This is a genomic window from Castellaniella sp., from assembly GCF_049673105.1.
In the GTDB taxonomy this organism is placed as follows: Bacteria; Pseudomonadota; Gammaproteobacteria; order Burkholderiales; family Burkholderiaceae_B; genus Castellaniella.
In genome coordinates, this window is record NZ_JBATXG010000031.1 from 19,290 (window position 1) to 44,290 (window position 25,001).

A 25,001-nucleotide genomic window follows, 5' to 3' on the forward strand; every position below is an offset into this window, starting at 1 on the left:
AGTCCATCCTATCGATATTGCAGCGCACGATCTGCGCTGCCGCCGACCACCGGAAGCATCCATCCATGCTGTACGACCTCCACGAGCTGCAACGCTCTCTTCTGGCTCCCTTCACCGCTTTCACGGAAACGGGTTCCCAGCTGTTTTCCAACCCCTACAGCCCTCTTGCCTACACACCGCTGTCCCGGCAGTTCGCCGCCACCTACGAACTCGCCCACCGCGTGGGCAAAGACTACGAAAAACCGGCCTGGAACCTGCCCGTCACGATGATCAACAAGCGCGAGGTCGCCGTCACCGAAGACCTCGCCCTGGCGCTGCCTTTTTGCCGTCTGATGCATTTCCGGCGCGACACCAAACGGCAGGGCCCCTGTGTCCTGCTGGTGGCGCCCCTGTCGGGCCATCACAGTACGCTGCTGCGCGACACCGTGCGCGCCCTGCTGCCCAACCACGACATTTACGTCACCGACTGGATCGACGCCCGCATGGTGCCCGCCGCCGACGGCACGTTCGGACTGGACGATTATGTGCACTACATCCAGGCCTTTCTGCGCCACCTGGGGCCGGATACGCATGTGATCTCGGTCTGCCAGCCCACGGTGCCGGTGCTGGCGGCTATTTCTTTGCTGGCCAGCGCCGAAGACCCCTGCCAGCCCCGCAGCATGATCATGATGGGCGGCCCGATCGACACGCGCAAATCCCCCACGCAAGTCAACCGCCTGGCCACCACCAAACCCTATGCCTGGTTCGAAGACAACCTGATCCACCGCGTGCCGTCCCGCTACCCCGGCGCCGGGCGCTTTGTGTATCCCGGCTTCCTGCAGCATGCGGGCTTCGTCGCCATGAATCCCGACCGCCACCTGAAGTCCCACTACGAGTTCTACCTGGATCTGCTGCGCGGCGACGACAACGACGCCGAGGCCCACCGCCGCTTCTACGACGAATACAACGCCGTGCTGGACATGCCGGCGCGCTTCTACCTGGACACCATCCGCACCGTGTTCCAGGAATTCCGCCTGCCTCAGGGCACCTGGACCATTGATGGCCATCTGGTCGAACCCGCCGCCATCCGCAAGACCGCCCTGATGACCATCGAGGGCGAACTCGATGACATTTCAGGCTCTGGTCAGACCCACGCGGCCCATCACCTGTGCGCCAACCTGTCGCCCTCAAAACGGGAAATCCACACCGCCAAAGACTGCGGCCACTATGGGATTTTCTCCGGACGCCGGTGGCGTTCGCAGATCTGTCCTAAAATTTCGGCGTTCATCCGCGCCCACGCCTGATTCATCGCGTCCGCCTGCCACACCCGGGCCTCGGCCCGGGCGCAGGCCTGCTCCGCGCTGAATGCAGCCAGGCAGCGGTGTTTTCAGCGCAATCCGTTCTTCTCATGGCCTCTCTCGTTGACGATCTGGACACCCTGCTGCCGCAGACGCAGTGCGGGCAATGCGGCTTTGACGGCTGCCGCCCCTATGCGCAAGCCATGGCCGACGGTCGGGCGGACGTCAATCGCTGCCCGCCCGGCGGCCCGCAGACCATCGCCGCCCTGGCGCAACGACTGGACCGTCCGGCCAGACCGCTGGACCCGGCCTGCGGCGTCCACCAGCCATTTCGCATCGCGCTGATCGACGAAGAACACTGTATCGGCTGCACCCTGTGCATCCAGGCCTGTCCCGTGGACGCCATCCTGGGGGCCAATCAGTCCATGCACACCGTCATCGAGGCCGACTGCACGGGCTGTGAACTGTGCGTTGCCCCCTGTCCAGTCGACTGCATCACCATGGTGCCCGCCGACCGCGACTGGACACGCGCCGACGCCCAGGCAGCCCGTCAACGCTACCAATCGCGCAATGCGCGATTGAGCGCCCGTCACGCCGAATCGGCGGGGCTGGCGGCCCGCACACTGGCCAACAAGCCAGCCCTGGCGACGCCATCCACCACCCACGACAAACAAGACCGCATCGCCCAGGCCCTGGCCAGGGCGCGGGCCAGACGCTCATGAAACGTGCCGCCATCGAGGAATGCTTCCGCCGCTTTCAGGAAGCTAACCCCCGCCCCCAGACCGAGCTGGAATACGGCGACACGTTTCAGCTGCTGATCGCCGTGATGCTGTCGGCCCAGGCCACCGACCGTTCGGTCAATCTGGCCACCCGCAAGTTCTTTCCCAAGCACGGCACCCCGGAAGGTCTGCTGACCCTGGGCGAGGATGGCCTGCTGGATGCCATCCGCACCATCGGGCTGTACAAGACCAAGGCCCGCAACGTCATCCGTACCTGTGAGCTGCTGCTGGAACGCCACGGCGGCCAAGTACCCGACCGTCGCGAAGACCTGGAGGCCCTGCCCGGCGTCGGACGAAAAACCGCCAATGTCGTGCTGAATACGGCGTTCCGCCAGATTGCCATGGCGGTGGACACCCACATCTTCCGCGTCTCCAATCGCACCGGCATCGCACCAGGCAAGACCGTGCTGGCCGTCGAGCAGGCCCTGCTGAAGCGGGTGCCGAAAGCCTATTTGCTGGATGCCCACCACTGGCTGATCCTGCATGGCCGCTATGTCTGTGTGGCCCGCAAGCCGAAATGCCCGCAATGTCCGATCAGCGATCTGTGCGACTACCCGGACAAGACCCGGCCCGATTAGGCTGAATTGCTGCGGCGCGGCATTTTCATCTGACGCCGGGGAAACTCTGAGAAACCCCTATAGAGGCCTCTGTCGATCCGTCTCATACTTGAGCCATCAAGCAGCGGTGCATTGCAACAGGACCCCTGGGTACTATGGACACGAATCAATCCGTCATTCTCGAAACCCGACACCTCAGCAAAGCCTTCCGGGGATTCATCGCCGTCGATGACGTCAGTCTTTCTGTCCAACGGGGTCACATCCACGCCCTCATCGGCCCCAACGGGGCCGGCAAGACCACCTGCTTCAATCTGCTCAGCAAATTTCTGACACCCACCCAAGGCCAGATCTTCTTTAACGGCCAGGAAATCACGCGCGACAGGCCCGCCGGCATCGCGCGCAAGGGCATCATCCGCTCATTCCAGATTTCCGCCGTCTTTCCCCAATTGTCCGTCCGCGACAACGTGCGCATCGCCTTGCAGCGCAACACCGGTCTGTCCTTTCATTTCTGGCGCGGCGAGACCAGCCTGCGCCACCTGGATGCCCGCGCGCTGGAATTGCTGGACGAGGTCGGCCTGGCCGATTTCGCCGACGAACTGACCGTGAACCTGCCCTATGGCCGCAAGCGCGCCCTGGAAATCGCCACGACGCTGGCCATGGAACCCAGCCTGATGCTGCTGGACGAACCCACTCAGGGCATGGGTCACGAAGACGTCGACCGTGTCACTCAGCTGATCAAGCAGGTCAGCGCGGGGCGCACCATTCTGATGGTCGAGCACAACATGAAGGTCGTCTCCTCCATCGCCGACCGGATCACGGTCCTGGCCCGAGGCGCCGTGCTGGCCGAAGGCGACTACGCCGCCGTGTCGAACAATCCCGCCGTCATGGAAGCCTATATGGGCACCACCCAAGGCGAACTCGAAGGAGCACAGGCATGAGCACGAACACACCTGCCCTCGAAATCTCCAACCTGCAAGCGTGGTATGGCGAATCCCACGTGCTGCACGGGGTCAACATGCGCGTCGAGCCTGGCCAGGTCGTCACGCTGCTGGGGCGCAACGGCGCAGGACGCACCACCACGCTGCGCGCGCTGCTGGGGCTGACCAGCCGTCGCACGGGTTCCATCCGCATCCAGGGGACAGAATCCATCCACTTTCCCACCTACCGCATCGCCCACCTGGGCATCGGTTACTGCCCCGAAGAGCGCGGCATCTTCGCCTCGCTGTCCTGCGAGGAAAACCTGCTGCTGCCGCCCACCGTGGGCAACACGCTGGGCGGGGGCATGTCGCTGGCAGAAATCTACGATATGTTCCCCAACCTGCTAGAACGCCGGCATTCACCGGGCACCCGTCTGTCCGGCGGCGAACAGCAGATGCTGGCGGTCGCCCGCATCCTGCGCACGGGCGCCAACCTGCTCCTGCTCGATGAAATCTCCGAAGGCCTGGCTCCCGTCATAGTCCAGGCACTGGCCCGCATGATCACCACGCTCAAATCCAAGGGCTACACCATTGTCATGGTCGAGCAGAACTTCCGTTTCGCCGCCCCGCTGGCCGATCACTTCTACATCATGGAACACGGCCAGATCGTCGAAGAGTTCCCGGCGGCACGATTGTCGGAAAAACAAACCACGCTCGACAGCTTGCTGGGCGTCTAAGGCCGATCCCGTCATACATTGCCGGCACAACCGGCTTTCTCAGGAGACTTCCCATGAAATTGCGTACCCTATCCGCAGCACTTTCCATCGCTGGCATGGGTCTCGGTCTTTCCGCCCACGCCGCCGGCATCTCCGACGATGTCATCCGCATCGGTTTCATCACGGACATGTCAGGGGTATACGCCGACATCGATGGCAACGGGGGGGCCGATGCCATCCGCATGGCCATCGCCGACATGGGGGGCGAGATCAATGGGAAAAAAATCGAACTGCTGACCGCCGACCACCAGAACAAGGCCGACATCGCCTCGGCGCGGGCCCGCGACTGGTTCGACACCCAGCACATGGACATGCTGGTGGGCGGCACGAATTCCGCCACGGCCCTGGCCATGGCCGGCGTGGCGGCTGAAAAGAAAAAGCCCTTTATCGCCATCGGGGCGGGTTCATCGCTGCTCACCAATGAAAAATGCACGCCCTATACCGTGCACTACGCCTATAACACCACAGCGCTCGCCAACGGCACCGGGTCGGCGGTGATCCGCGAAGGCGGCAAGAGCTGGTTCTTCCTGACAGCCGATTACGCCTTTGGCCATTCGCTGGAACAAGACACCGCCAAGGTCGTGAAAAAGGACGGCGGCACGGTGCTGGGCGAAGTCCGCGCCCCGCTGTCGACGACGGATTTCTCGTCTTTCCTGCTGCAGGCGCAAAGTTCCGGCGCCCAGGTGCTGGGACTGGCCAATGCGGGCGGAGACTTCATCAATTCCGTCAAGGCCGCCAAAGAATTCGGCATCACCAAGACCATGAAACTGGCCGGCCTGCTGGTGTTCATCAACGACGTCCATGCGCTGGGCCTGGACAACACCGCCGGCCTGTATCTGACGACCCCCTGGTACTGGAACCAATCCGACGACGCCCGCACCTGGGCCAAGCGCTTCTTCGACAAGCTGGGCCGGGCGCCGTCCTTTGTCCAGGCGGCGGATTACTCCGCTGCCCTGAACTACCTGAAGGCCGTCAAAGCCACCGGCACGGATGACGGCGACACCGTCATGCAGCAGCTGAAGTCCAACAAGATCAACGACATGTTCGCCAAGGACGCCTATATCCGCAAGGACGGCCTGTTCATGCACGATATGTACCTGGCACAAGTCAAACGTCCGGATCAGTCCAAGGCGCCTTGGGATTACTACAACATCATCCGCGACTTGCCGGCCGAATCTGTCTATGGCGCAGAATCGACCTCCACTTGCCCCCTGCTCAAGGGCTAATTTTGACACCCGACACGCATGACCTCGTCTCTCTGAGCCAGGTCATGCGTCCCTCGGCGCCCCAGTCACCCGCCTTTGCCGCAGCCCTATGACAGAACTTTTCGGTGTTCCCATCCAAGCCTTGCTCGGGCAACTGCTGCTCGGCTTGGTCAACGGCTCTTTTTATGCCGTGTTGTCGCTCGGGCTGGCCATTATTTTCGGCCTGCTCAACATCATCAACTTCACCCACGGCGCCCTCTATATGCTGGGGGCCTTCGTCGCCTGGCTCGGCCTGCAATACCTGGGACTGAACTACTGGGTGATGCTGATTCTCTCGCCCATTGTGGTCGGGATATTCGGCATTTTGCTGGAACGCCTGCTGCTGCGACGCCTGTACAAGCTGGACCCCTTATACGGCCTGCTGCTGACCTTCGGCCTGGCACTGATCATCGAAGGGCTGTTCCGCAGCATCTATGGCGTGTCCGGCCAGCCGTATTCCACCCCCGCCCTGCTCTCCGGCGGCGTCAATCTGGGTTTCATGTACCTGCCGATCTACCGCGCCTGGGTCGTGGTGGCATCCGTGCTGGCCTGCATGCTGACCTGGTTCCTGATTGAAAAGACCCACCTGGGCGCGCTGCTGCGGGCCGGCACCGAAAACGCCAAGCTCGTCGAGGCCTTCGGCGTCAACGTCCCCTTGATGATCTCTCTGACCTTCGGCTTGGGGGTGGGCCTGGCTGCCTTTGCGGGGGTGCTGGCCGCTCCCATCCTGCAAGTGTCGCCGCTGATGGGGTCCAATCTGATCATCGTCGTGTTTGCGGTGGTGGTCATTGGCGGCATGGGCTCGATCCTGGGGTCCATCATCACCGGTCTGGGGCTGGGCATCATCGAAGGCTTCACGAAAGTCTTCTGGCCTGAAGCCTCCAGCACCGTGGTCTTCATCATCATGGTGATCGTGCTGTTGCTGCGCCCGGCGGGGCTGTTCGGGAAAGAATCATGAATCGACAACTGCTTGCCTATCTGATCGCCATCGCACTGCTCGCCGCGCTGCCCGAACTGGGCGCCTACCCGATCTTCATCATGAAGGTCATGTGCTATGCCCTGTTCGCCTGCGCCTTCAACCTGTTGCTGGGCTATACAGGCCTGCTGTCCTTCGGGCATGCGGCCTTCCTGGGCCTGGCCGGCTACGCCTGCGGCCAGGCGCTCAGCGTCTGGGGCTGGTCGACCTTCAGCGGCCTGCTGTTCGGCACGGCCAGCGCCGCCCTGCTGGGCCTGGTGTTCGGGCTGCTGTCCATCCGACGCAGCGGCATCTATTTCGCCATGATCACGCTGGCCCTGGCGCAGATGCTGTTCTTCTATTTCCTGCAGGCGCCCTTCACCGGCGGCGAAGACGGCCTGCAGGGCATTCCGCGCGGCAGCATCCTGGGCCTGGATCTCAGCCAGGACATCAATCTGTACTACGTGGTGATGGCGATCTTCGTACTGGGCTATGCGCTGATCTGGCGCACAGTGCATTCGCCATTTGGCCAGGCGCTGAAAGCCATCCGCGAAAACGAAGCCCGCATGACCTCTCTGGGGTATCACGTCGACCGCTTCAAGCTTCTGGCCTTTGTGCTGTCGGCGGCGCTATCCGGCCTGGCCGGCGCCACCAAATCCCTGGTCTTCGTCTCTGCCACGCTGTCGGACGCCACCTGGCAGATGTCGGGCATGGTGATCCTGATGACGCTGATCGGCGGCATGGGTACCCTGACGGGGCCGGTGCTGGGCGCCGTCATTGTCGTGGCGCTGGAAAACAAGGTGGGCGACGTCGGACGCTTTCTGATGCAGGAAACCGGCATGACCTGGTTTCGCGTGCTGGGCGAATCCGTCACCATCGTGATCGGCCTGATCTTCGTCATCTGCGTACTGACTTTCCGCCGGGGCATCATCGGCGAATGGCTGCACCGGCGGCAGCTGCTCAAAGCCAAGACCTGATTCTGCCGAGGGCATCCCAAGCGCTCGCAAATCTGGAACCGTTTCCGCCGCCAGCCCAACCTGCCGGGGGTGTCCGCCGCCAGGCCAGGCTGGCGGCGGCCCAGAGAGTCAGCCCTTCACCAGCGGGCAGGCGCTTTCGGACAAAGGCACCGAGACCAGTTCGGCTGGCAGGGTACGCAGGATCCGGTAGTAATCCCACGGCCCTTTGGATTCCGCCGGGGTCTTGACCTGGACCAGATACATATCGTGGGCCATCCAGCCGTCCTTGCGGACCTCTCCGTGATGCGCAAAGAAGTCTTCGACCGGCAGTTCGCGCATCTTTTCCGCCACCGCCTTGCCGTCCGTCGTGCCCGCCGCCTTGACCGCTTTCAGGTAATGCAGCGTGGATGAATACACACCGGCCTGCACCATCCCGGGTTTGCGTTCCGTCAGTTTTTCAAATTTTGCGGAAAATGCGCGGCTGACATCGTCCCTGTCCCAGTAGAACGGGGTGGTCGCCACCAGGCCCTGCGCCTTTTCCAAACCCAGCGCATGCACATCGCTGATCACGATGCCCAAGGCCACCAGTTTCTGCCCCCCTTTGGTCAGGCCGAATTCGGCTGCCTGCTTGATGCTGTTGCTGGTATCGGACCCTGCATTGGCCAGGGCGACGGCCTGGGCATCAGAGGATTGGGCCTGCAACAGGAAAGAGGCGAAATCCGACGCACCCACCGGATGGAAGACTTCGCCGACGACCTGGCCGCCATTTTTGGTCACGACCTTGGTCAGGTCCGCCGCCAGTTGCTTGCCATAGGCGTAGTCAGCCCCCAGGATGAACCAGGTCTTGGCGCCTTCCTTGACCAGGCCGGTGGCGGTTCCCACCGATGAGGCATACGTGTCGAACGTCCAGTGAAAGCCGGTCGGAGAACATGCCTTGCCGGTCAGGGCAGCCGAAAACGGTCCGGAGGCAATCGTGATCTTGCCCTTTTCCTGGGCCAGCCCCTGCACCGCCAGAGCCACCGCCGAATTGGTCAGATCGCCGATCATCTCGACATGGTCCAGATCGAACCATTTGCGAGCGACAGACGTGGCGATGTCGGTCTTGTTCTGGTGGTCGGCGGACAACACCTCGATTTTGCGGCCCAGCACCTCGCCGCCGAAGTCATCCACCGCCATCCGGGCCGCCGTCACCGATGTGGCGCCGCCAAAATCCGAATACAGACCGGACTGATCGTTCAGGATGCCGATGCGCAGGGGCTCGGCTGCACCGGCGAACTGGGGAATCGCCGCAGAAATCGCCAGACACAGCAACAGCTTCTTCATTTTCATGGAATGCCTCCCTTGATTATGCTTGTGTGTTGCGTAGCCCTGGACACAGGATCAGGATACCCCGAGCGGGCTGCCCTTCGAGCGTATCGCCGGTGCTGCGGGCGCGTCAATGCGATAGAACCCTCAAGATTTCTGTGGCGCTCCAGAAAGCCCTAGATAGCTTTCTATGACTCGGGGGTGGCCGGCCAGCATCGAGGCGGCGCCATGCAAAACGACAGACCCGGTTTCCAGGACGTAGCCGGCGTCGGCCACGTGCAGGGCTGCCCGCGCGTTCTGTTCGACCAGCAGGATGGAAACCCCGGTGCGGCGCAGCTTAGCGATGATCTGGAAGATTTCCCGCACGACGCGGGGCGCGAGTCCCAGGCTGGGTTCGTCCAGCATCAACAAGGATGGCCGGGCCATCAGGGCGCGGCCCACCGCCAGCATCTGCCGCTCGCCCCCGGACAGGGTTCCCGCCGCCTGGTCGGCCCGTTCGCGCAAGCGCGGAAACAAGGCGTAGACCTCGTCCAGCGTATCCCGCCACCCGCGCACACCCGCCCGATACAGGCGGAACCCGCCCAGCAGCAGATTGTCGTGCACCGACATGCTGGCGAAAAGTTCACGCCGTTCGGGCACCAGGGTCAGCCCCAAGCCTACCCGGCGTTCGATGTCCCAATCCTGGATGGCCTGCCCCTGGAACAGCACCTGGCCCTGGCTATGTCCGCGCTGCGGCAAAGCTCCCATCAGGGCATTGAGCAGAGTCGATTTCCCGGCTCCGTTGGCGCCGATGACCGTCACGATCTGGCCCCGCCCGACCGTCAGATCCAGCGGATCCAGCGCGGCGACCTTGCCGTACTGCGCCGACAGCCCCTGGACCGACAGAATGGTCTCTGAATCCACCGTCACGACACGGCCTCCCGAGGCAGGCCGACGGCGGAATCCGCCGCCGGCACGGCGACATCCCAGTCATCGTCGAGACCGCCCAGATAGGCTTCCAGCACGGCGGGATTGGTCTGGATGTCCGCCGGCACGCCTTCCGCCAACTGGGTGCCGAAATCCATGACCAGCAGATGATCGGTCAATTTCATAACGAAATCCATATCGTGTTCCACCAGCAGCAGGCTCATGCCCTCGCGGCGCAGTTGATCCAGCACGGCGGCCAGCGCCTGCTTTTCCTGATAACGCAGACCGGCAGCCGGTTCATCCAGCAACAGCAGCAGGGGATCGCCGCACAGGGCGCGGGCGATTTCCACGATGCGCTGGCGGCCCAGCGGCAGGCTGCCGGCAGGCTGATGCATGACATCGCCCAGGCCGACCCGTTCCAGCTGACGCGCGGCCTCTTGCAGCAGCGACGCTTCGCTCGCCCGATCCAGCCGCAAGGCGGCTGCGAGCACGCCGGCCCGGCTGCGCAAATGCGCGCCCAAGGCGACGTTGTCCAGCACCGTCATGTCCGGCAGCAACTGCACGTGCTGAAAGCTGCGCGCCAGGCCCCGGCGGGCGATGTCATGGGCCGGGCGACCGTCAATGCGGTCGCCCATGAACCGCACCTGACCGCCGCTCAGCGGCGTCACCCCGCTGAGCAGATTGAAGGTCGTGCTCTTGCCCGCGCCATTGGGGCCGATCAGCCCCATGATCTCGCCGGCCCGCAACTGAAAGCTGATGTCGTTCACCGCGACCAGTCCGCCGAATTCCTTGCGCACCCGGTCGACGTCCAGCACAAGCTGCCCGGACGGCGGCAAGGCGCGCCGCGGCAGATCGGCTGCCCTGCCCGGCTGCTGCCGATCCGGCACTCCGGCAGGCAGCCACCTGCCCAGCCATTGCCCAATCCGCGCCAGCACCGGCCACAGGCCGTCGCGAGCATATTGCAGCACCAGAATCATCAGCACGCCAAATGCCAGCAGTTCCAGGTTGACGCCGGTGCCGACCAGTTTGGGCAGCACGTTCTGCAGTTGGTCCTTCAGGATCAGCACCGCCGCCGTGCCGGCGACCGCCCCCCAGACGCTGCCGGCGCCGCCCACCACCGCCATGAACAGGTATTCGATGCCATAACCCAGGCCAAAGGGGCTGGGGCTGACGGCCCGCTGCATATGCGCATACAACCAGCCGGACACACTGCCCAGCAAGGCGGCATAGACAAAGATCACCACCTTGTAATGCGCCAGATCGACGCCAAAGGATTCCGCCATCGAGCCGCTGCGCAAGGCGCGGATGGCACGCCCCGCACGGGAATCCAGCAGATTATGCGTGGCCCACAGCGCCAGCAGCAGCACCAGCCAGATCAGCAGGTACATGGACTCGCTGGCCGCCAGCGACCAGCCGCCCAGCATCAGCGGCGGAATGCCGGCGATCCCGTCATAGCGTCCCAGAAAATCCAGATTGCCGTACAGGTAGTACAAGGCCAGACACCAGGCCAGCGTGCACAGCGGCAGATAGTGCCCGGACAGACGCAAGGTGATGACGCCCAGCCCATAGGCCACCAGACAGGTCAGCAGCAGGCCGGCCAGCAGGCCCAGCCAGGGCGAGACCCCCATGGCCGTCGTCAGCCAGGCGGTGGCATACGCGCCCAAGCCGACAAAAGCGGACTGTCCGAAGGACGTCAGCCCGCCCACACCGGTCAGCAGGACCAGCCCCAGGACCACCAGACTGTACAGCCCGATGTAATTCATCTGCGTGATCCAGAACGCCGGCACCCCCGGTATCCAGGGCAGCAGCGCCAGGACCAGCAGCGCCAGCCCCTTTATCCAGAAACGATGCATGGAATCAGTCCTCCTCGTCCAGCTGCACACTGCCGAACGAGCGCCACAGCAGCACCGGAATGATCAGCGTGAACACGATCGCTTCCTTGAAGGGGCTGGCCCAGAACGAAGAGAATGCTTCCAGCACACCGACGAACAGAGCGCCTGCCGCTGCCACGGGGTAGCTGGCCAAGCCGCCGAAAATGGCGGCGACAAAGCCTTTCAGGCCGATCAGAAAACCGGTGTCGTAGTAAATGGTCGTCATGGCGGCGATCAGCATGCCGGACAGCGCGCCGATCGCAGCCGCCAACGTGAACGTCAGACTGCCCGCCACCCGCGTGCTGATACCGACCAGCCGGGCGCCTCGGCGGTTGACGGCGGTGGCCCGCAGAGCGCGGCCATACAGAGTGCGGCTGAAAAACAGCCACAGCGCAAGAATCAATACAGCGCACAGCCCCAGCACGACAAAGGTCTGGGCAGTCCATTCCACCGGACCGATCTGCACGCTGCCCTCGACCAGCGCCGGCACGCGCCAGCCCTCGGCGCCGAAAAACAGCAGGCCCAGGCCGGTCAGCGCAAAATGCACCGCCACGGAAATGATGAGCAGCACCAGTACGCTGGCCTGCTCCACCGACTGATAGACCAGGCGATAGATCATCGGCCCCATGGGAATGACCAGCATCAGGGCAAACAAGACCTGCACCGGCAAAGGCACCCCTGCCCCGGCCACCTGGGGAGCCAGCGCCAGCAAGACCAGCGGCAAGGCCAAGGCCCAGGCCAAGGTGCGCCCATACCCGCGCCACTGATGCGCGCGCCAGGCTGAGACAGCCTCGGCCAGACAGACCAGACCGCCCAGCAACACCAGCAAATACGCCGTGCCGGGTACCCTGCCATTGGCCAGGAAAGCCAGCGACAGCGCCCCGAACGTGACGAATTCTCCTTGCGGGATCAGAATCACTCTGGTCACCAGGAACACCAGCACCAGCGCCAGCCCGAGCAAGGCATAGATGGCGCCATTCAGGATGCCGTCCTGCAGCAGAATCAGGGCAATCGTCAGATCCACGCCAGCTCCGTGCGCTTGCAGCCAACCATCATCATGTTCACAGATCCGGCTGATAGGTCCATTTGCCATCGACGACTTTGACCATGACCCGGCCACGCGTGTCCAGGCCTGCGTGGTCGGTCGGGCTCATGGTGAAGATCCCCTGGGAAGCCGGCAGTTCCTTGACCTGTTCCAAGGCGTCGCGCAGCGCTGCGCGGAATTCCGCCGTACCCGGCTTGGCCCCGGTCTTCAGGGCGCGCGGGATCGCGTCGTTGATCAGCTGGCCCGCATCCCACATGTGGCCGCCGAAGGTGTTCGTGGTCCCGGCGCCGTACTTGCCCTCGTAGGCCTGCACGTACACCAGGGCGCTCTTTTTCACGGGATTGCTGTCGGGCAGCTGTTCCGCCACCAGCAGCGGGCCGGCGGGCAGGATCATGCCGTTGCAGGCCTTGCCGCAGACCCGCAGCACGTCGCTGTTGGCTGCGCCGTGGGTCTGGTAGATCTGGCCCTTGTAGCCACGCTCGACCAGTTCGCGCTGCGGCAGCGCCACCGGCGTGCCCGACGCAGCAATCAGAATGCCATCCGGTTTGGCGGACAGCAGCTTCAGCACCTGGCCCGTCACGCTGGTGTCGGGTCGGGCGAAGCGTTCCGCAGCCACGACTTTAATGCCCTTGGCTTCTGCCGCAGCCTTCATTTCCTGCAGCCAACCATCGCCGTAGGCATCGCTAAAGCCAATAAAGCCCAGCGTTTTCACGTTCTGTTTGACCATCGCGTCGGCCAAGGCGCCGGCCATCAGCGCATCGTTTTGCGGAGTCTTGAAAATCCATTTGCGCGGGCCTTCCACCGGCTCGACCAGCTTGGCATTGGCCGCCACGCTGATCATGGGCGTCCCGGTTTCCGCCGCCACGTCCGACATGGCCAACGAGGCGGGCGTCACCGAGGTGCCGAGCACCACGTCCACCTGATCATCCGCCGTGAACTTACGGATGTTCTTGACCGCCTGCGTGGTATCCGTGGCATCGTCCAGGATGATGTACTGCACGGATTCGCCGCCGATCTGCGTGGGCAGCAGCGCAACCGTGTCCCGTTCCGGGATCCCCAGTGAAGCCGCCGGCCCGGTGGCCGATACGGTCACGCCGACCTTGATCTGAGCAGTGGCGGCCAGCGGCAAGGCAGCCAGCAGGGCGGCAACCCCCACAGTCAGCCGAAAGGAACGGGTAGATATCATGGTGGTCTCCGTGTAGTTGAGCGCTGCAATAGCGGATCAAAATTTTCTATCGGGTGGTTTTATGCAATCCCTGATGACAAATCCGCCCGTTTTCAGCATGAATCATAACTGCGCGCCATATTATCTCAGGCACACGCAATTTGCTGCTGAATATCGGCAAAAAACCCGACGGCCGCCAAAATGAAACCCAAGATGACAAGCCAGGGACAGCGCCGGAAAAGTCGTTTAAGATAAGCAAGTTACTGATTTAGAGACCGAATACTGGCTTTCCGTGGATAAGGTCACACGCACCGACGCCCAATGGCGTGAACAGCTGACGCCGGACGAGTTCGCCGTCACGCGTCTCAAACATACCGAACGTCCGTTCACCGGTCGCTATTGGGATCATTCTCAGGCGGGCACCTACGCTTGCGTGTGCTGCGGTACGCCTTTGTTCGTTTCCGACGCCAAATTCGACGCCGGTTGCGGCTGGCCCAGCTATTTCGAACCGATCGCCCCGGACCGCATCCGCGAAGAACGCGACACCAGCCACGGTATGATCCGCATCGAAACCCTGTGCGCCGCCTGCGGCGCGCATCTGGGCCATGTATTTCCCGACGGCCCCGCGCCGACCGGTCTGCGCTACTGCATCAATTCCCTTTCACTGACCTTCACTCCGGCCGAATGAAAAAGCTTCTTTTCGACCTTTTCCCTCTGATCCTGTTTTTCCTGGCCTTCCGCTTTGCCGACATCTACGTCGCCACAGGCGTCGCCATGGCGGCATCCATCGCCCAGATCCTGTGGCTGCGCCTGACGCGCCGCACCATCGAAGGCACGCACTGGATCAATCTGACGGTCATCGTCGTATTCGGCGGCGCGACGCTGCTGTTGCACGACGACACCTTCATCAAATGGAAGCCCACGGTCCTGTACTGGCTGTTCGCCGTGATTCTTCTGGGCGCGCGTCTGTTCACCGGTCGCAATCTGATGCGCCGCCTGATGGGCGACAAAGTCGCGCTGCCCGACCAGGCCTGGAATCGTCTGAACGACAGTTGGGCAGGATTTTTCATCGCCTCCGGGGCGCTGAACCTGTATGTCGCCTTTTCCGGGCGGTTCACGGAATCGCAATGGGTCAATTTCAAGGTCTTCGGCCTGATGATCCTGCTGCTGCTTTTCGTGGTCGTGCAGTCGGTATGGCTGGGTCGGCACATTCAGGCCGATGCCTCGACCGACACGCCCCCCGCCAAACCCACGGATCCCTCATGACAGCCGGAACGCCGCCCGTTTCGGATGCTGACGACCTTCGCCGCCAACTGCTGGACCGGCTGCAGCAGTTGGCGCCGGACTCGCTCGATCTGATCGACGAATCCCATCTGCATGTCGGGCATGCGGGCGCCCAAGGCGGTGCACGGCACTTTCGAGTGAAAATCGTGTCCAAACAGTTCGAGGGGCTGGGAACCCTGGCACGCCATCGCCTTGTGTATGATTGCGTGCGGGACCTGATGCCTCATCCGATTCACGCATTGGCCATTGAGGCCAGCATTCCCCCCAACCAAGGACTTTCATGAAACGTATTGCTGTTGTGGCTCTGGCCTGCTCTCTGGCGCTGCCGGTCTATGCCAAGGATCTCGTCACAGTCAACGGCCAGGGGATTTCCCAAGCCAAATTCGACCAGTTCGTCAGCCTGCTCGTCAGCCAGGGCGCGCAGGACTCCCCGCAGCTGCGCGCGCAGGTCAAGCAGGAAATGATCAACCGCTTGGTCGCCGTCCAGGCCGCCGAAAAGGCCGGGCTGCAAAAAGACCCCGCCGTCCAGCAGGAAACCGAACTGGCTTCGCAAAGCATCCTGGTGCGCGCCCTGATGGCCAAGCACCTGAAGGACAACCCCGTCACCGAAGCCGATCTGAAAAAAGAATACGACACCATCAAGGCCGACCAGGGCGACCGCAAGGAATACAAGCTGCGTCACATTCTGGTCAAGGAAGAAGACCAGGCCAAAGCCCTGATCAAGTCCATCAAGGCGAAAAAGGTCACCTTTGAAGCCGCAGCGAAAAAAGACTCCATCGACACCGGCAGCGGCAAGAACGGCGGCGAACTGGGCTGGGGCCCGACCAGCAACTACGTGCCCGAATTCGCCCAGGCAGTGGAAAGCATGAAGAAAGGCCAGATCAGCAGCGCGCCGGTCCAGACCCAGTTCGGCTGGCATGTGATCCAGGTCGAAGACGAGCGGCCTGTCACTTTCCCATCCTTTGACGAAGCCAAGCCTCAGCTGGAAGAAATGATGCGCCAGCAAGCCCTGAGCGAATACCAGAAGGGCCTGATAAAGGACGCCAAGATCGTAGACAAGAGCGCTGAGAAATAATCACGCCAGGGCCCATTCGGCTCACCGACAGAGCGGCTTTCCTTCACGGAAAGCCGCTTTTTTCATGATTGCCCCCGTCCGGGACGAAATCCGATCACCCGCTCAGCAGCGCCAGCAGGCCGGCCTCGTCCAGCACCGGGACACCCAGCTCTTCTGCCTTGGCCAGCTTGCTGCCGGCTTCATCGCCGGCGACCACCCAGGCGGTTTTGCGCGATACCGAACCGCTGACCTTGCCGCCTGCCGCGAGGATCCGGCGCGTGGCTTCGTCGCGCGTCAGGGTGGGCATCGTACCGGTCAAGACCAGCGTTTTACCGGCCAGGGGTTTGGCGCCAGCCGGGGCGACATCGGCCTGCGGTTCGACCCCCGCTGCCTGCAGCGCAGCGACCACTTCGCGGTTATGCGCTTCGGCGAAAAAGCGGCGGATGGAAGCCGCAACCACCGGCCCCACGTCCGGCACCTGCAGCAGATCGTCTTCGGAGGCATCCATGATGGCCTGCATGGACCCGAAATGGCGGGCGACATCGCGCGCAGTGGTGTCGCCCACATGGCGGATGCCCAAGGCATACAGCAGCCGCGAGAGCGGCGGGCGGCGGCTCTGGTCTATGGCCTGCACCAGATTCTGCGCGGATTTCTGCCCCATGCGCGGGTAAGTGGACAATTCCAGTTCGCCCAGCCCATACAGATCCGCCAGGGTGCTGACACGCCCCCCATCCACCAGTTGTTCAATCAATTTGTCGCCCAGACCGTCGATGTCCAGGGCCTTGCGGCTGGCGGCATGCCACAGCGTCTGTTTGCGCTGCGCGGGGCAGAACAAGCCGCCGGTGCAACGGGTGATCGCCTCGCCTTCCAGCCTTTCGATGGCCGAACCACAGACCGGGCAAACGGGACAGACCGCCAGCAGATCAAAGGGCAGCGCGTCCGCCGGGCGCAGTTCCAGCACCGGACCGACGACCTCGGGGATCACGTCGCCGGCGCGACGCACGATGACGGTATCGCCGATGCGCACGTCTTTACGATGGATTTCATCCTCGTTGTGCAAAGTCGCATTCGTCACGGTCACGCCGCCGACGAATACCGGCTGCAACCGGGCTACCGGCGTCAGCGCTCCGGTGCGTCCGACCTGAACATCGATGCCCAGCAAGCGGGTGGTTTCTTCCTGGGCGGGAAATTTGTGGGCAATGGCAAAGCGCGGCGCGCGCGCGACAAAACCCAGGACTTCCTGCGCCCGCAGATCATCGACCTTGTAGACCACCCCGTCGATGTCGTAAGGCAGACTGGCCCGCGCGGCGCCGACGGCGGCATAAAAGCGCAGCAGTTCCGCAGCCCCCCGACAGTGCTGCCGCCCGGGGCTGACGGCAAAACCAAAACCCGCCAACCAATCCAGCATGGCGGCCTGCGTGGCCCGAGGCCGCAAATCATGACCGGCAGCATCCTGAATCTGGCCCCAGCCGTACGCATAAAACCGCAGAGGCCGCTGTGCGGTCACCTGGGGGTCCAACTGACGCAAGCTACCGGCTGCGGCATTGCGCGGATTGACGAACGGCTTTTCTCGCCGCGCCAGCTGCTGTTCGTTCAGGCGGGCAAAATCCGCCCGCGCCATCAGGACTTCGCCGCGCACTTCCAGCACCGCAGGCGCAGCGTCGCCGTGCAAACGCAGCGGCACGGATCGCAGCGTGCGGATATTGGCGGTGATGTCCTCGCCTTCCGAGCCATCACCCCGGGTCGCCGCCTGCGTCAGCCGGCCCTGCTCGTAGCGCAGGCTGACCGCCAGGCCGTCGAATTTGTATTCCGCCACATAGGCCACGCCGTGCGCGGGCTGCTTGCCGGCGCCCGGCGCCGGGAACAGTTCATGCTGCGGCCCATCGGCCTGATCCACCTGCCCGGTCGGGGTCAACAGGCCGGATTCCAGCAAAATCCCCGTCACCCGTTCATCAAACGCCAGAATGTCCTGATCTTCGAAGGCATTGCCCAAGGACAGCATGCGCACGGCGTGCCGCACCGGCGCAAAATGCCCGGCAGGTGCCGCGCCGACCCGCTGGGTCGGAGAATCCGGGGTCACCCAATCGGGATGGTCATGTTCGATGGCTTGCAAGTCCGCCATCAGGCGGTCATAGTGCGCATCCGACACCGAGGGATCATCCAGCACGTAATAACGATGGTTGTGGGCCTCGATCTCGGTCCGCAAGGCCAGCAGGCGCTGGCGCAGCGCATCATCGGTCACGAAAACACCCGGGCCGTGCGTTCGGTGCCCGCCAGAAAACCGGCCTGATCCAACTGATCGTACAGCGCGCTGATCTGCTTGTCGATGGCGGGCGCCGAGGCATCCTGAAAGGTACGGCCCTGATCATCCAGCACGTGGGCCTCCAGGCGCTGCGCCAGATCGCGCCCCACGGCAACCATGCGGCTGAAGGCCTGATCATCCGGAATGCTGTTGGGCACGTCCAGAATCAGATCGGCCCGATGGCTGAGATCGCCAGCTGACTGATCGACCTGCAGTACAAAGCGTGGCAAGCCATTTTCAGCCATCCAGGCCCACTGTCCGCGCGCCTGCACAAAACCGGCCTCGGCGGCGGCGGCGGTAATGGCGGCGGGGGCACGCGGCACCGCCAACTGCAAAATCAGGCCGACCTGAGCATCCATGGCCGCGCATCGGGCATCCAGCTCGGCGGCCTGGTTCAGGACGACGTCCTGTTCCGGGGCCTCGATCTGGCCATCGAAGCGCTCGGCCAGATTCTGGGCCAATGTCCACAGGTTCGACCATTCGATGGCCGTCAGGGCGCCGCCCCGATTGGCCATCACGACGGCCAGCTGCAGCGCCACGTAGGATTCTTCAGGTCGCAGCCGGGTGCGATGACCGCCGCCCTCGCGCTCGGCAAAGACGCGCACGGGCTTCTTGCCCACTCGCACGATGGACTGCACCGCCTCGTTCAAGGATTCCCCCGAGACCGGATGCACCAGAGCGATATCGATCACGGCTTCACAGGCCGGGTCGATTTCGGGGGACTCGTCCACCGCAACGGCGCGGGCAGATTCCCAAAGGCTGGGTTCCCGCCTGGGCTGGATGTCCTGCATGAGCACATCTTGTTCGGATTCAGGCAGCGTCGTCCGCATGCTGCGTCGCGCCCGCCATTCCTGCCAGCCGTTGTACAGCAGGACAATGACAATCAGGGCTGCCCCTATCGAAATCAGCAAAATCTGCAAGTCGCTCATAAAGACCTCGTTATCCTGTTCAGACCGCCTCGGCGACCCACTGCAAGGCTGAATCCATATCCACCGCCACGATTCGCGACACACCTTGTTCCTGCATCGTCACACCGACCAGTTGCCGCGCCATCTGCATGGCGATTTTATTATGTGAGATAAACAGGAACTGCGTCTGACCGCTCATTCCCCGCACCAGATTGGCATAGCGTTCCGTATTGGCATCATCCAGCGGCGCATCGACCTCGTCCAGCAAACAGAATGGCGCCGGATTGAGCTTGAACAGGGCGAACACCAGCGCCGTTGCCGTCAGGGCCTTTTCTCCCCCTGACAGCAGGTGAATCGTGCTGTTGCGTTTTCCGGGCGGCTGCGCCATGACCTGCACCCCGGCATCCAGGATTTCGTCACCGGTCATGGTCAGGCGGGCTTCTCCGCCCCCGAACAATTGCGGAAACAGCTCACCGAAATGCTGGTTCACCTGCTGAAAGGTCTGAGACAGCAACTCGCGGGTTTCCCGGTCGATCTTGCGAATCGCATTTTCCAGGGTGTCGATGGCCAGCATCAAATCGGCCCGCTGGGTGTCCAGAAAGCCCTTGCGATCCCGGGCGGCGGTCAGTTCGTCCAGCGCGGCCAGGTTGACGGCGCCCAGCGATTCGATACGCCGTGAAATCCGCTGGACTTCGGATTGCAGCCAGTCCAGCCGCTGCCATTGCGGTGGCTGTTCGGCCAAGTGGCGCCGCAAAGCGGCGCGGTCGACCTGCCGGGCATCGAGCTGTTCGGCGAACTGTTCCACCGACAGGCGCGACGCCTGTTCTTTCAACTGCAGTTCGGTGATCCGCGCCCGCAAAGGGTCCAGCGCACGTTCCCTCGTCAGGCGGCCCTCGTCGGCCTCGCGCAAGGCGGCGGCAGCGTGGTCCTGCTGCTGGCGCGCCTGGCGCAGGGCTTCTTCGCAGGCCGCCTGCGATTCCAGAGCGTCCTGCAAACCTGCCTGGGCGACGGACTCATCCAGCTCGAACAATTCGCCTTGCAGGGATTCCAATTCGGCCCCGGACCGCCGGGCTTGCTCGGACGCCAGCTGCATGGTGCGATGCAACTCATCCAGACGATGGCGCAAAGACCGCACCGCGTAATCGGCTTCCTGGGCGGCACGTTCCTGGTCTCGCCCCTGCTGACGGCTCTGTTCGGCCCGATGCGCCAGGGATTCGATCTGCAGATCCAGATCCGCCTGGCGTTCCTGCTGTTCGGCCAGCACGGCATCCAAGGATTCAAAGCGCGCTTCGGCCTCGTCGCGGCGGCTGGCCAGTTCCATCTGCTGGGCCGTGATTTCCTGCAGATCGCGATCCAGGCGGTTGGTTTGCTCTTCCGAGCGGGCCATCTGCTGGCTGATCTGGTGATGCTGCAGCCTGGCGTCGTGCTGGGCCCGCATGCGCTCGGCAATCTGCACACGCGCCGGCTGCAGCGCCTGTTCCAGGGCGCGGCGCTCGGCATCGGCCTGCGCATGGGCATCCAGCGCCTGGTCGGCGATCAGCTGCGCCGCCCGGATCTCACGCGCCAGATTTTCGATCTGCTGCTGGCGGGCCAGCAGGCCGGCCTGCTCGGAATCGGCGGCGTAAAAACGCACGCTGCAGCCATCGACCCGATGCCCGGCCTGGACGACCCACACGCCGGCAGGCGGCAATTCGTGGCGACGCGACAGGGCCTGACCCAAGCCTTCGGAGACAAACACCCCCTGCAGCCAACTGGCCAGCAAGGGCTGCAAGGCCGCATCCCGCGTCCGTACCCGATCCAGCAAGGGCACGGCGCCATTCGGCGCCGCCAGCGCCGCCGGCGCCTGATCAGGCGTCTGGTAAAACGCCAGCCGGGACGGTGGAGCATCCTGCACGAAGGCCTGCACGTGGTCCAGCGTGCGCAGACCCAGCGCATTCATCCGTTCATGCAGCACGGCTTCCAGGGCGGATTCCCAGCCGGCATCCACCTGCAACTGCTGCCACAGACGGCCCAGACGATGCAGCCCCTGGCGCTGCAGCCAGGGTTCCAGCGCGTCTTCGGATTGAATCTTTTCCTGCAGCGCGATCAGCGCCTGACGGCGTGCGTCCAATCTTTCCAGATCCAGCCGCGCTGCCTGACTGGCCTGCTGCGTATGCGCCAGCGCCGTTTCCAGATCCGGCTGGCGGGCTTCCAATTCCAGCAATCGGGCCTGGGCTTCTTCGAGGCGCGCATCGGCCACCTTGCATTCGCCTTCCCAGCGCTGCAATTCGGCAGGATCGGGGGCGCCCAGCGCCTGGCGTTCGGCTTGCAGGCGCTGACGGCGGTCATCCAGGCTACGCCACTGATGATCGGCTTCGCGCTGCGCCTGGGCAGCCAGCGCCAGATCTTGTTCCGTGCGCGACAGGCCACGCCGCCATTCATCGCGCTGCAGGTTCAAGGCCCGTAGCTGCGCATCCAGTTCGGGCAGGCCGTCCTGGGCCGACTGCGCCTGGATAGCCAGTATTTCAGCCCGTGCCAGGGCTTCGTCGATCTGTTCCTGAACGTCTTCGATGGCGCCCTGGCTATGGGTCTGCTGATCGCCCCATTCCTGCATCTGAGCCTGCAGCTGGGTGCGACGCGCCTGCAAGCGGTGGCGAGAGTCCACCACGTGCCGGATCTCGGCTTCCAGACGACTGACCTGAGCACCGGCCTCGAACAGCCGGCCCTGAGCCTGATGCACCGCCTCGCTGGCGGAAAAATGCCCCTCGCGCCGGGATTCCAGGTCGGTTTCCAAGGACCGCAAGCCGGCCACGGCGGATTCCAGTTCGGCCTGAGCGCGTTCGGTGTCCACCGCCAGAGTCTGGCGGCTGGCGCGGGCGGCTTCCTCGCGCAGCAGCCACAAAGCGTGCTGCTTGAGTTCGCCATCGGCCTGCAGCGCCCGGTAATCGGCTGCCACCTGCGCCTGGGATTCCAGTTTTTCCAGCTGTGCCGCCAGTTCGCGCAGGATATCGTCCAGGCGCGTCAGGTTTTCGCGCGTGTCCTGCAGCCGGTTTTCCGTTTCCCGGCGGCGTTCCTTGTAGCGGGACACCCCGGCGGCTTCTTCGAGATAGACGCGCAATTCCTCGGGGCGAGCCTCGATCAGGCGATTGATCATGCCCTGGCCGATGATGGCGTAGCCACGCGCGCCCAGGCCGGTCCCCAGGAAGATATCGTGGATGTCGCGCCGGCGCACCGGCTGATTATTGACGAAATAGCTGCTGGCGCCGTCGCGCGTCAGGACGCGACGCACCGCGATTTCCGCAAAGGTGGACCATTGGCCGGCGGCCCGCCCCTGAGCGTTGTCAAAGACCAGTTCGACCGATGCCCTGGCGGCGGGCTTGCGCTGGCCCGAGCCATTGAAGATCACGTCCTGCATCGACGCGCCGCGCAGTTCCGAGGCCTTGGTTTCCCCCAGCACCCAGCGTACGGCGTCGATGATGTTGGATTTCCCGCAGCCGTTGGGACCCACCACGCCGACCAGTTCACTGGGCGTGGGAATCACGGTCGGATCCACAAAGGACTTGAATCCGGCAAGTTTTATCTGCGTGAGGCGCACGGAAGTCTGGTGGGCAAAATTCAGGTGAATCGCAACAGCGTATGATAACGCACCGGGATAAGACCCCCGCCGTCCCGCCTGTGCGGTCCAGACCGACCTTCCCCCCGTTACCCGCTATACTGCAACTCGATTTTACCGTTGCGCACTGTGGTGCCGACCCATCATCAACCACTTCGGGGTCTGCGATTGAACAAAGGCTTTTATATGGTCATGGCGGCGCAAGCGCTGTCGTCCATCGCGGACAACGCCTTGCTGATCGCTGCCATCGGCCTGATCGCCGATCTCAGTGGCCCGGACTGGATGGCCCCCATGATGAAATGGTGGTTTGCCCTGGCCTACGTCGTGCTGGCGGCCTTTGTCGGCGCCTTTGCGGATTCCTTCCCCAAGGGCCGGGTCATGTTCGCCTCCAACGCGCTCAAGACCTGGGGATGTCTGCTGATGTTCAGCTATGGGGCTTTCGGATTCAGCCACGACCATCAACTGATCCTGATCTTCGCTGCCTACACGATTGTCGGCATCGGAGCAGCCGCCTATTCCCCGGCCAAATACGGCATCGTCACAGAAATGCTGCCCCCCGAACTGCTGGTCAAAGGCAATAGCTGGATCGAAGGCCTGACGGTTCTGTCCGTCATCGTCGGCACGGTGCTGGGCGGCGCGCTGATCAGTCCCGCTATTTCGGCCTGGCTGATGTCCCTCGACTGGGTGGACAGCCTGGTCGACAATACCGCGCAATGCGCCATCCTGATGATCGGGCTGGTCTATATCGCCGCCGCCATCTGCAATCTGCTGATCCCCGACACGCACGCCTACTACCCGCGCCAGCAAACCCACCCCGTCGCCTTGATCCGCAACTTCGCCAACTATGTGCGGATTCTCTGGTCGGACAAGCTCGGGCAGATTTCCCTGGCGGTCACCACCCTGTTCTGGGGGGCCGGCGCCACTCTGCAATTCATCGTCATCGAATGGGGCGCCCAGCACCTGGGCTACCGCTTGGATCAGGCATCCGTCCTGATGGGGGTGGCCGCTTTCGGCACCGTCGTCGGCGCCATGCTGGCTGGCCGCGTACCCCTGCGCCGCGCCTTGTCGGTGCTGCCCGTCGGGGTGGTGATGGGGCTGATCGTGCTGCTGATGCCCCTGGTCTACGAACCCTTCGCCGTCTACTGTCTGCTGCTGCTGATCGGCGGTCTGTCGGGGTATTTCGTGGTGCCCATGAATGCGCTGCTGCAACACCGGGGCCACGTTCTGCTGTCAGCCGGCCATTCCATCGCCGTGCAGAATTTCAACGAACAACTGAATATTTTGCTGATGCTGGCCGTCTATAGCCTGATGCTGTGGCTGGGTCTGCCCATCAACGCCATCATCGCCCTGTTCGGCATCCTGGTCGCCTGCCTGATGCTGGTGTTCATCCAGTGGAACCGCCTGAACCACCGCGCCCACCCCGAACTGGAAAGCCAGATCGGGCAGACGGGGCACGGCACGGCCTTGCGCTAGCCGGGGATCAGGCGTCGGATTTTTCCGCCGCTGCCCGGACCGCCTGCGCCAGACCGACCAGATCGCGCCAGGCCTCGGCCTTCAGGGCCGATCGGACCAATAACGATGCCGGCTGATGTGTGACCCAGACCGGGATGGCGGGGCCATTGGCCGGCTGATACGGGTGCGAGGCGCCGCGCAAGGCCTCCAGATCGGCGGATCCGCCCAGCACGGCCTGCGCCGCCACCCGCCCCAGCGCCAGGATCCAGCGCGGTCGCAGCAGATCGATTTCCCGGTGCAAATACGGCCTGCAGGCGGCGATCTCCGCCGGATCGGGTTCGTGTCCGCCCGGCGCCCGGCATTTCATCACGTAGGTGCCATAGCGTTCATCCGCATTCGGCAAGCGCGCGGCAGTCAGCATAGCGGCCAGCAGGCGACCGGAATCCCCCTGGAAAGGCTGGCCGGCGACTTCGTCGTCGATGCCCGGTTGTTCCGCGACGATCAGGTAATAGGGGCGCTCCGTCCGCCCGGCGCCCGGAACGGCCCGCAGGCGCTGCTCGTGTCGGGCACATTGCTGACAGGCCTGGATGAACCCGGCCAAAGCGTCCAGATCGGCGCCTTGCACCATCGGCACCACCTGGGGCGCGACGGCAGGC

General features: G+C 63.6%; 22 protein-coding genes. 13 read left to right on the forward strand and 9 right to left on the reverse strand.

The features are described 5' to 3' along the window. The first annotated feature begins 65 nt into the window (after nt 1–65). The 8 genes from WBF69_RS11630 (at nt 66) to WBF69_RS11665 (ending at nt 7,482) form a co-directional block, all read left to right on the forward strand. Entirely contained in the window at nt 66–1,283 is a 1,218-nt protein-coding gene (locus tag WBF69_RS11630; RefSeq protein ID WP_424264305.1) for a polyhydroxyalkanoate depolymerase, read from the forward strand. A 104-nt stretch (nt 1,284–1,387) separates the two neighbouring features. Further along, the gene (locus WBF69_RS11635) at nt 1,388–1,999 is read left to right on the forward strand and encodes an RnfABCDGE type electron transport complex subunit B (RefSeq protein ID WP_424264306.1); all 612 of its coding nucleotides are present in this window, start codon (nt 1,388–1,390) and stop codon (nt 1,997–1,999) included. Beyond that, complete coding sequence (gene nth, locus WBF69_RS11640; RefSeq protein WP_424264307.1) at nt 1,996–2,634, forward strand: endonuclease III; 639 nt, start codon at nt 1,996–1,998, stop codon at nt 2,632–2,634. The genes WBF69_RS11635 and nth overlap by 4 nt, the downstream gene beginning before the upstream one ends. Nucleotides 2,635–2,768: 134 nt before the next feature. Further along, entirely contained in the window at nt 2,769–3,551 is a 783-nt protein-coding gene (locus tag WBF69_RS11645) for an ABC transporter ATP-binding protein (protein ID WP_424264309.1), read from the forward strand. Further along, complete coding sequence (locus WBF69_RS11650; RefSeq protein ID WP_424264310.1) at nt 3,548–4,267, forward strand: ABC transporter ATP-binding protein; 720 nt, start codon at nt 3,548–3,550, stop codon at nt 4,265–4,267. The genes WBF69_RS11645 and WBF69_RS11650 overlap by 4 nt, the downstream gene beginning before the upstream one ends. 53 nt (nt 4,268–4,320) lie before the next feature. After that, nucleotides 4,321–5,532: an ABC transporter substrate-binding protein gene (locus tag WBF69_RS11655; protein WP_424264311.1), complete on the forward strand. Its 1,212-nt coding sequence runs from the start codon at nt 4,321–4,323 to the stop codon at nt 5,530–5,532. Between the two features lie 88 nt (nt 5,533–5,620). Next, complete coding sequence (locus tag WBF69_RS11660) at nt 5,621–6,508, forward strand: branched-chain amino acid ABC transporter permease (protein WP_424264312.1); 888 nt, start codon at nt 5,621–5,623, stop codon at nt 6,506–6,508. Continuing rightward, nucleotides 6,505–7,482: a branched-chain amino acid ABC transporter permease gene (locus WBF69_RS11665; protein ID WP_424264313.1), complete on the forward strand. Its 978-nt coding sequence runs from the start codon at nt 6,505–6,507 to the stop codon at nt 7,480–7,482. Before WBF69_RS11660 ends, WBF69_RS11665 begins: the two co-directional genes overlap by 4 nt. Nucleotides 7,483–7,590: 108 nt before the next feature. Here the strand turns inward: WBF69_RS11665 and WBF69_RS11670 are convergent, their stop codons facing one another. The 5 genes from WBF69_RS11670 to WBF69_RS11690 all read right to left on the reverse strand — a co-directional run bounded on the left by WBF69_RS11670 (nt 7,591) and on the right by WBF69_RS11690 (nt 13,774). Next, on the reverse strand, nt 7,591–8,790 hold the full coding sequence (locus WBF69_RS11670; RefSeq protein WP_424264314.1) for an ABC transporter substrate-binding protein: 1,200 nt from the start codon (nt 8,788–8,790) through the stop codon (nt 7,591–7,593). Between the two features lie 123 nt (nt 8,791–8,913). After that, nucleotides 8,914–9,675 carry an ABC transporter ATP-binding protein gene (locus WBF69_RS11675; protein ID WP_424264315.1) on the reverse strand — a complete coding sequence of 254 codons (762 nt, stop codon included), beginning with the start codon at nt 9,673–9,675 and terminating at the stop codon, nt 8,914–8,916. Continuing rightward, on the reverse strand, nt 9,672–11,525 hold the full coding sequence (locus tag WBF69_RS11680; RefSeq protein ID WP_424264316.1) for an ABC transporter permease subunit: 1,854 nt from the start codon (nt 11,523–11,525) through the stop codon (nt 9,672–9,674). Before WBF69_RS11680 ends, WBF69_RS11675 begins: the two co-directional genes overlap by 4 nt. A gap of 4 nt (nt 11,526–11,529) precedes the next feature. Continuing rightward, entirely contained in the window at nt 11,530–12,567 is a 1,038-nt protein-coding gene (locus tag WBF69_RS11685) for a branched-chain amino acid ABC transporter permease (RefSeq protein WP_424264317.1), read from the reverse strand. Nucleotides 12,568–12,604: 37 nt separating this feature from the next. Then, the gene (locus tag WBF69_RS11690) at nt 12,605–13,774 is read right to left on the reverse strand and encodes an ABC transporter substrate-binding protein (protein WP_424264318.1); all 1,170 of its coding nucleotides are present in this window, start codon (nt 13,772–13,774) and stop codon (nt 12,605–12,607) included. A gap of 271 nt (nt 13,775–14,045) precedes the next feature. Here WBF69_RS11690 and msrB point away from each other — a divergent pair, with 271 nt between their 5' ends. Genes msrB through WBF69_RS11710 form a run of 4 tightly spaced genes read left to right on the forward strand, consistent with a single transcriptional unit; the run spans nt 14,046 to nt 16,112 of the window. Further along, nucleotides 14,046–14,441, forward strand: a complete 396-nt coding sequence (msrB, locus tag WBF69_RS11695; RefSeq protein ID WP_424264319.1) for a peptide-methionine (R)-S-oxide reductase MsrB — start codon at nt 14,046–14,048, stop codon at nt 14,439–14,441. Next, nucleotides 14,438–15,019 carry a septation protein A gene (locus WBF69_RS11700; protein ID WP_424264320.1) on the forward strand — a complete coding sequence of 194 codons (582 nt, stop codon included), beginning with the start codon at nt 14,438–14,440 and terminating at the stop codon, nt 15,017–15,019. The genes msrB and WBF69_RS11700 overlap by 4 nt, the downstream gene beginning before the upstream one ends. Beyond that, the gene (locus tag WBF69_RS11705; RefSeq protein WP_424264321.1) at nt 15,016–15,321 is read left to right on the forward strand and encodes a BolA family protein; all 306 of its coding nucleotides are present in this window, start codon (nt 15,016–15,018) and stop codon (nt 15,319–15,321) included. Before WBF69_RS11700 ends, WBF69_RS11705 begins: the two co-directional genes overlap by 4 nt. After that, the gene (locus WBF69_RS11710) at nt 15,318–16,112 is read left to right on the forward strand and encodes a peptidylprolyl isomerase (RefSeq protein WP_424264322.1); all 795 of its coding nucleotides are present in this window, start codon (nt 15,318–15,320) and stop codon (nt 16,110–16,112) included. The genes WBF69_RS11705 and WBF69_RS11710 overlap by 4 nt, the downstream gene beginning before the upstream one ends. 94 nt (nt 16,113–16,206) lie before the next feature. On the opposite strand, the gene ligA is transcribed toward WBF69_RS11710, so the two are convergent. From ligA to smc, 3 genes are read right to left on the reverse strand one after another with little or no spacing between them, the layout of a single operon-like run. Further along, the gene (gene ligA, locus WBF69_RS11715; protein WP_424264323.1) at nt 16,207–18,333 is read right to left on the reverse strand and encodes an NAD-dependent DNA ligase LigA; all 2,127 of its coding nucleotides are present in this window, start codon (nt 18,331–18,333) and stop codon (nt 16,207–16,209) included. Further along, nucleotides 18,330–19,322 (reverse strand): cell division protein ZipA C-terminal FtsZ-binding domain-containing protein, encoded by a 993-nt coding sequence (locus WBF69_RS11720; protein ID WP_424264324.1) that lies wholly within the window; start codon nt 19,320–19,322, stop codon nt 18,330–18,332. Before WBF69_RS11720 ends, ligA begins: the two co-directional genes overlap by 4 nt. Before the next feature lie 19 nt (nt 19,323–19,341). Then, complete coding sequence (gene smc, locus WBF69_RS11725) at nt 19,342–22,875, reverse strand: chromosome segregation protein SMC (RefSeq protein ID WP_424264325.1); 3,534 nt, start codon at nt 22,873–22,875, stop codon at nt 19,342–19,344. A 186-nt stretch (nt 22,876–23,061) separates the two neighbouring features. Here smc and lplT point away from each other — a divergent pair, with 186 nt between their 5' ends. Next, on the forward strand, nt 23,062–24,366 hold the full coding sequence (gene lplT / locus WBF69_RS11730; protein WP_424264326.1) for a lysophospholipid transporter LplT: 1,305 nt from the start codon (nt 23,062–23,064) through the stop codon (nt 24,364–24,366). A 7-nt stretch (nt 24,367–24,373) separates the two neighbouring features. Here the strand turns inward: lplT and WBF69_RS11735 are convergent. Then, nucleotides 24,374–25,001, reverse strand: a 628-nt coding sequence (locus WBF69_RS11735; protein ID WP_424264327.1) for a uracil-DNA glycosylase, incomplete at its 5' end; no start/stop codon positions are given.

Bases quoted from the DNA above. Each gene is read 5' to 3' on its own strand.
- WBF69_RS11660 (WP_424264312.1), top strand. From the start codon at position 5,621: ATGACAGAACTTTTCGGTGTTCCCATCCAAGCCTTGCTCGGGCAACTG.
- WBF69_RS11680 (WP_424264316.1), bottom strand. From the start codon at position 11,525: ATGCATCGTTTCTGGATAAAGGGGCTGGCGCTGCTGGTCCTGGCGCTG.
- WBF69_RS11635 (WP_424264306.1), top strand. From the start codon at position 1,388: ATGGCCTCTCTCGTTGACGATCTGGACACCCTGCTGCCGCAGACGCAG.
- nth (WP_424264307.1), top strand. From the start codon at position 1,996: ATGAAACGTGCCGCCATCGAGGAATGCTTCCGCCGCTTTCAGGAAGCT.
- WBF69_RS11665 (WP_424264313.1), top strand. From the start codon at position 6,505: ATGAATCGACAACTGCTTGCCTATCTGATCGCCATCGCACTGCTCGCC.
- WBF69_RS11705 (WP_424264321.1), top strand. From the start codon at position 15,016: ATGACAGCCGGAACGCCGCCCGTTTCGGATGCTGACGACCTTCGCCGC.
- WBF69_RS11700 (WP_424264320.1), top strand. From the start codon at position 14,438: ATGAAAAAGCTTCTTTTCGACCTTTTCCCTCTGATCCTGTTTTTCCTG.
- WBF69_RS11650 (WP_424264310.1), top strand. From the start codon at position 3,548: ATGAGCACGAACACACCTGCCCTCGAAATCTCCAACCTGCAAGCGTGG.
- WBF69_RS11720 (WP_424264324.1), bottom strand. From the start codon at position 19,322: ATGAGCGACTTGCAGATTTTGCTGATTTCGATAGGGGCAGCCCTGATT.
- WBF69_RS11645 (WP_424264309.1), top strand. From the start codon at position 2,769: ATGGACACGAATCAATCCGTCATTCTCGAAACCCGACACCTCAGCAAA.
- WBF69_RS11630 (WP_424264305.1), top strand. From the start codon at position 66: ATGCTGTACGACCTCCACGAGCTGCAACGCTCTCTTCTGGCTCCCTTC.
- WBF69_RS11670 (WP_424264314.1), bottom strand. From the start codon at position 8,790: ATGAAAATGAAGAAGCTGTTGCTGTGTCTGGCGATTTCTGCGGCGATT.
- WBF69_RS11655 (WP_424264311.1), top strand. From the start codon at position 4,321: ATGAAATTGCGTACCCTATCCGCAGCACTTTCCATCGCTGGCATGGGT.
- WBF69_RS11710 (WP_424264322.1), top strand. From the start codon at position 15,318: ATGAAACGTATTGCTGTTGTGGCTCTGGCCTGCTCTCTGGCGCTGCCG.
- WBF69_RS11690 (WP_424264318.1), bottom strand. From the start codon at position 13,774: ATGATATCTACCCGTTCCTTTCGGCTGACTGTGGGGGTTGCCGCCCTG.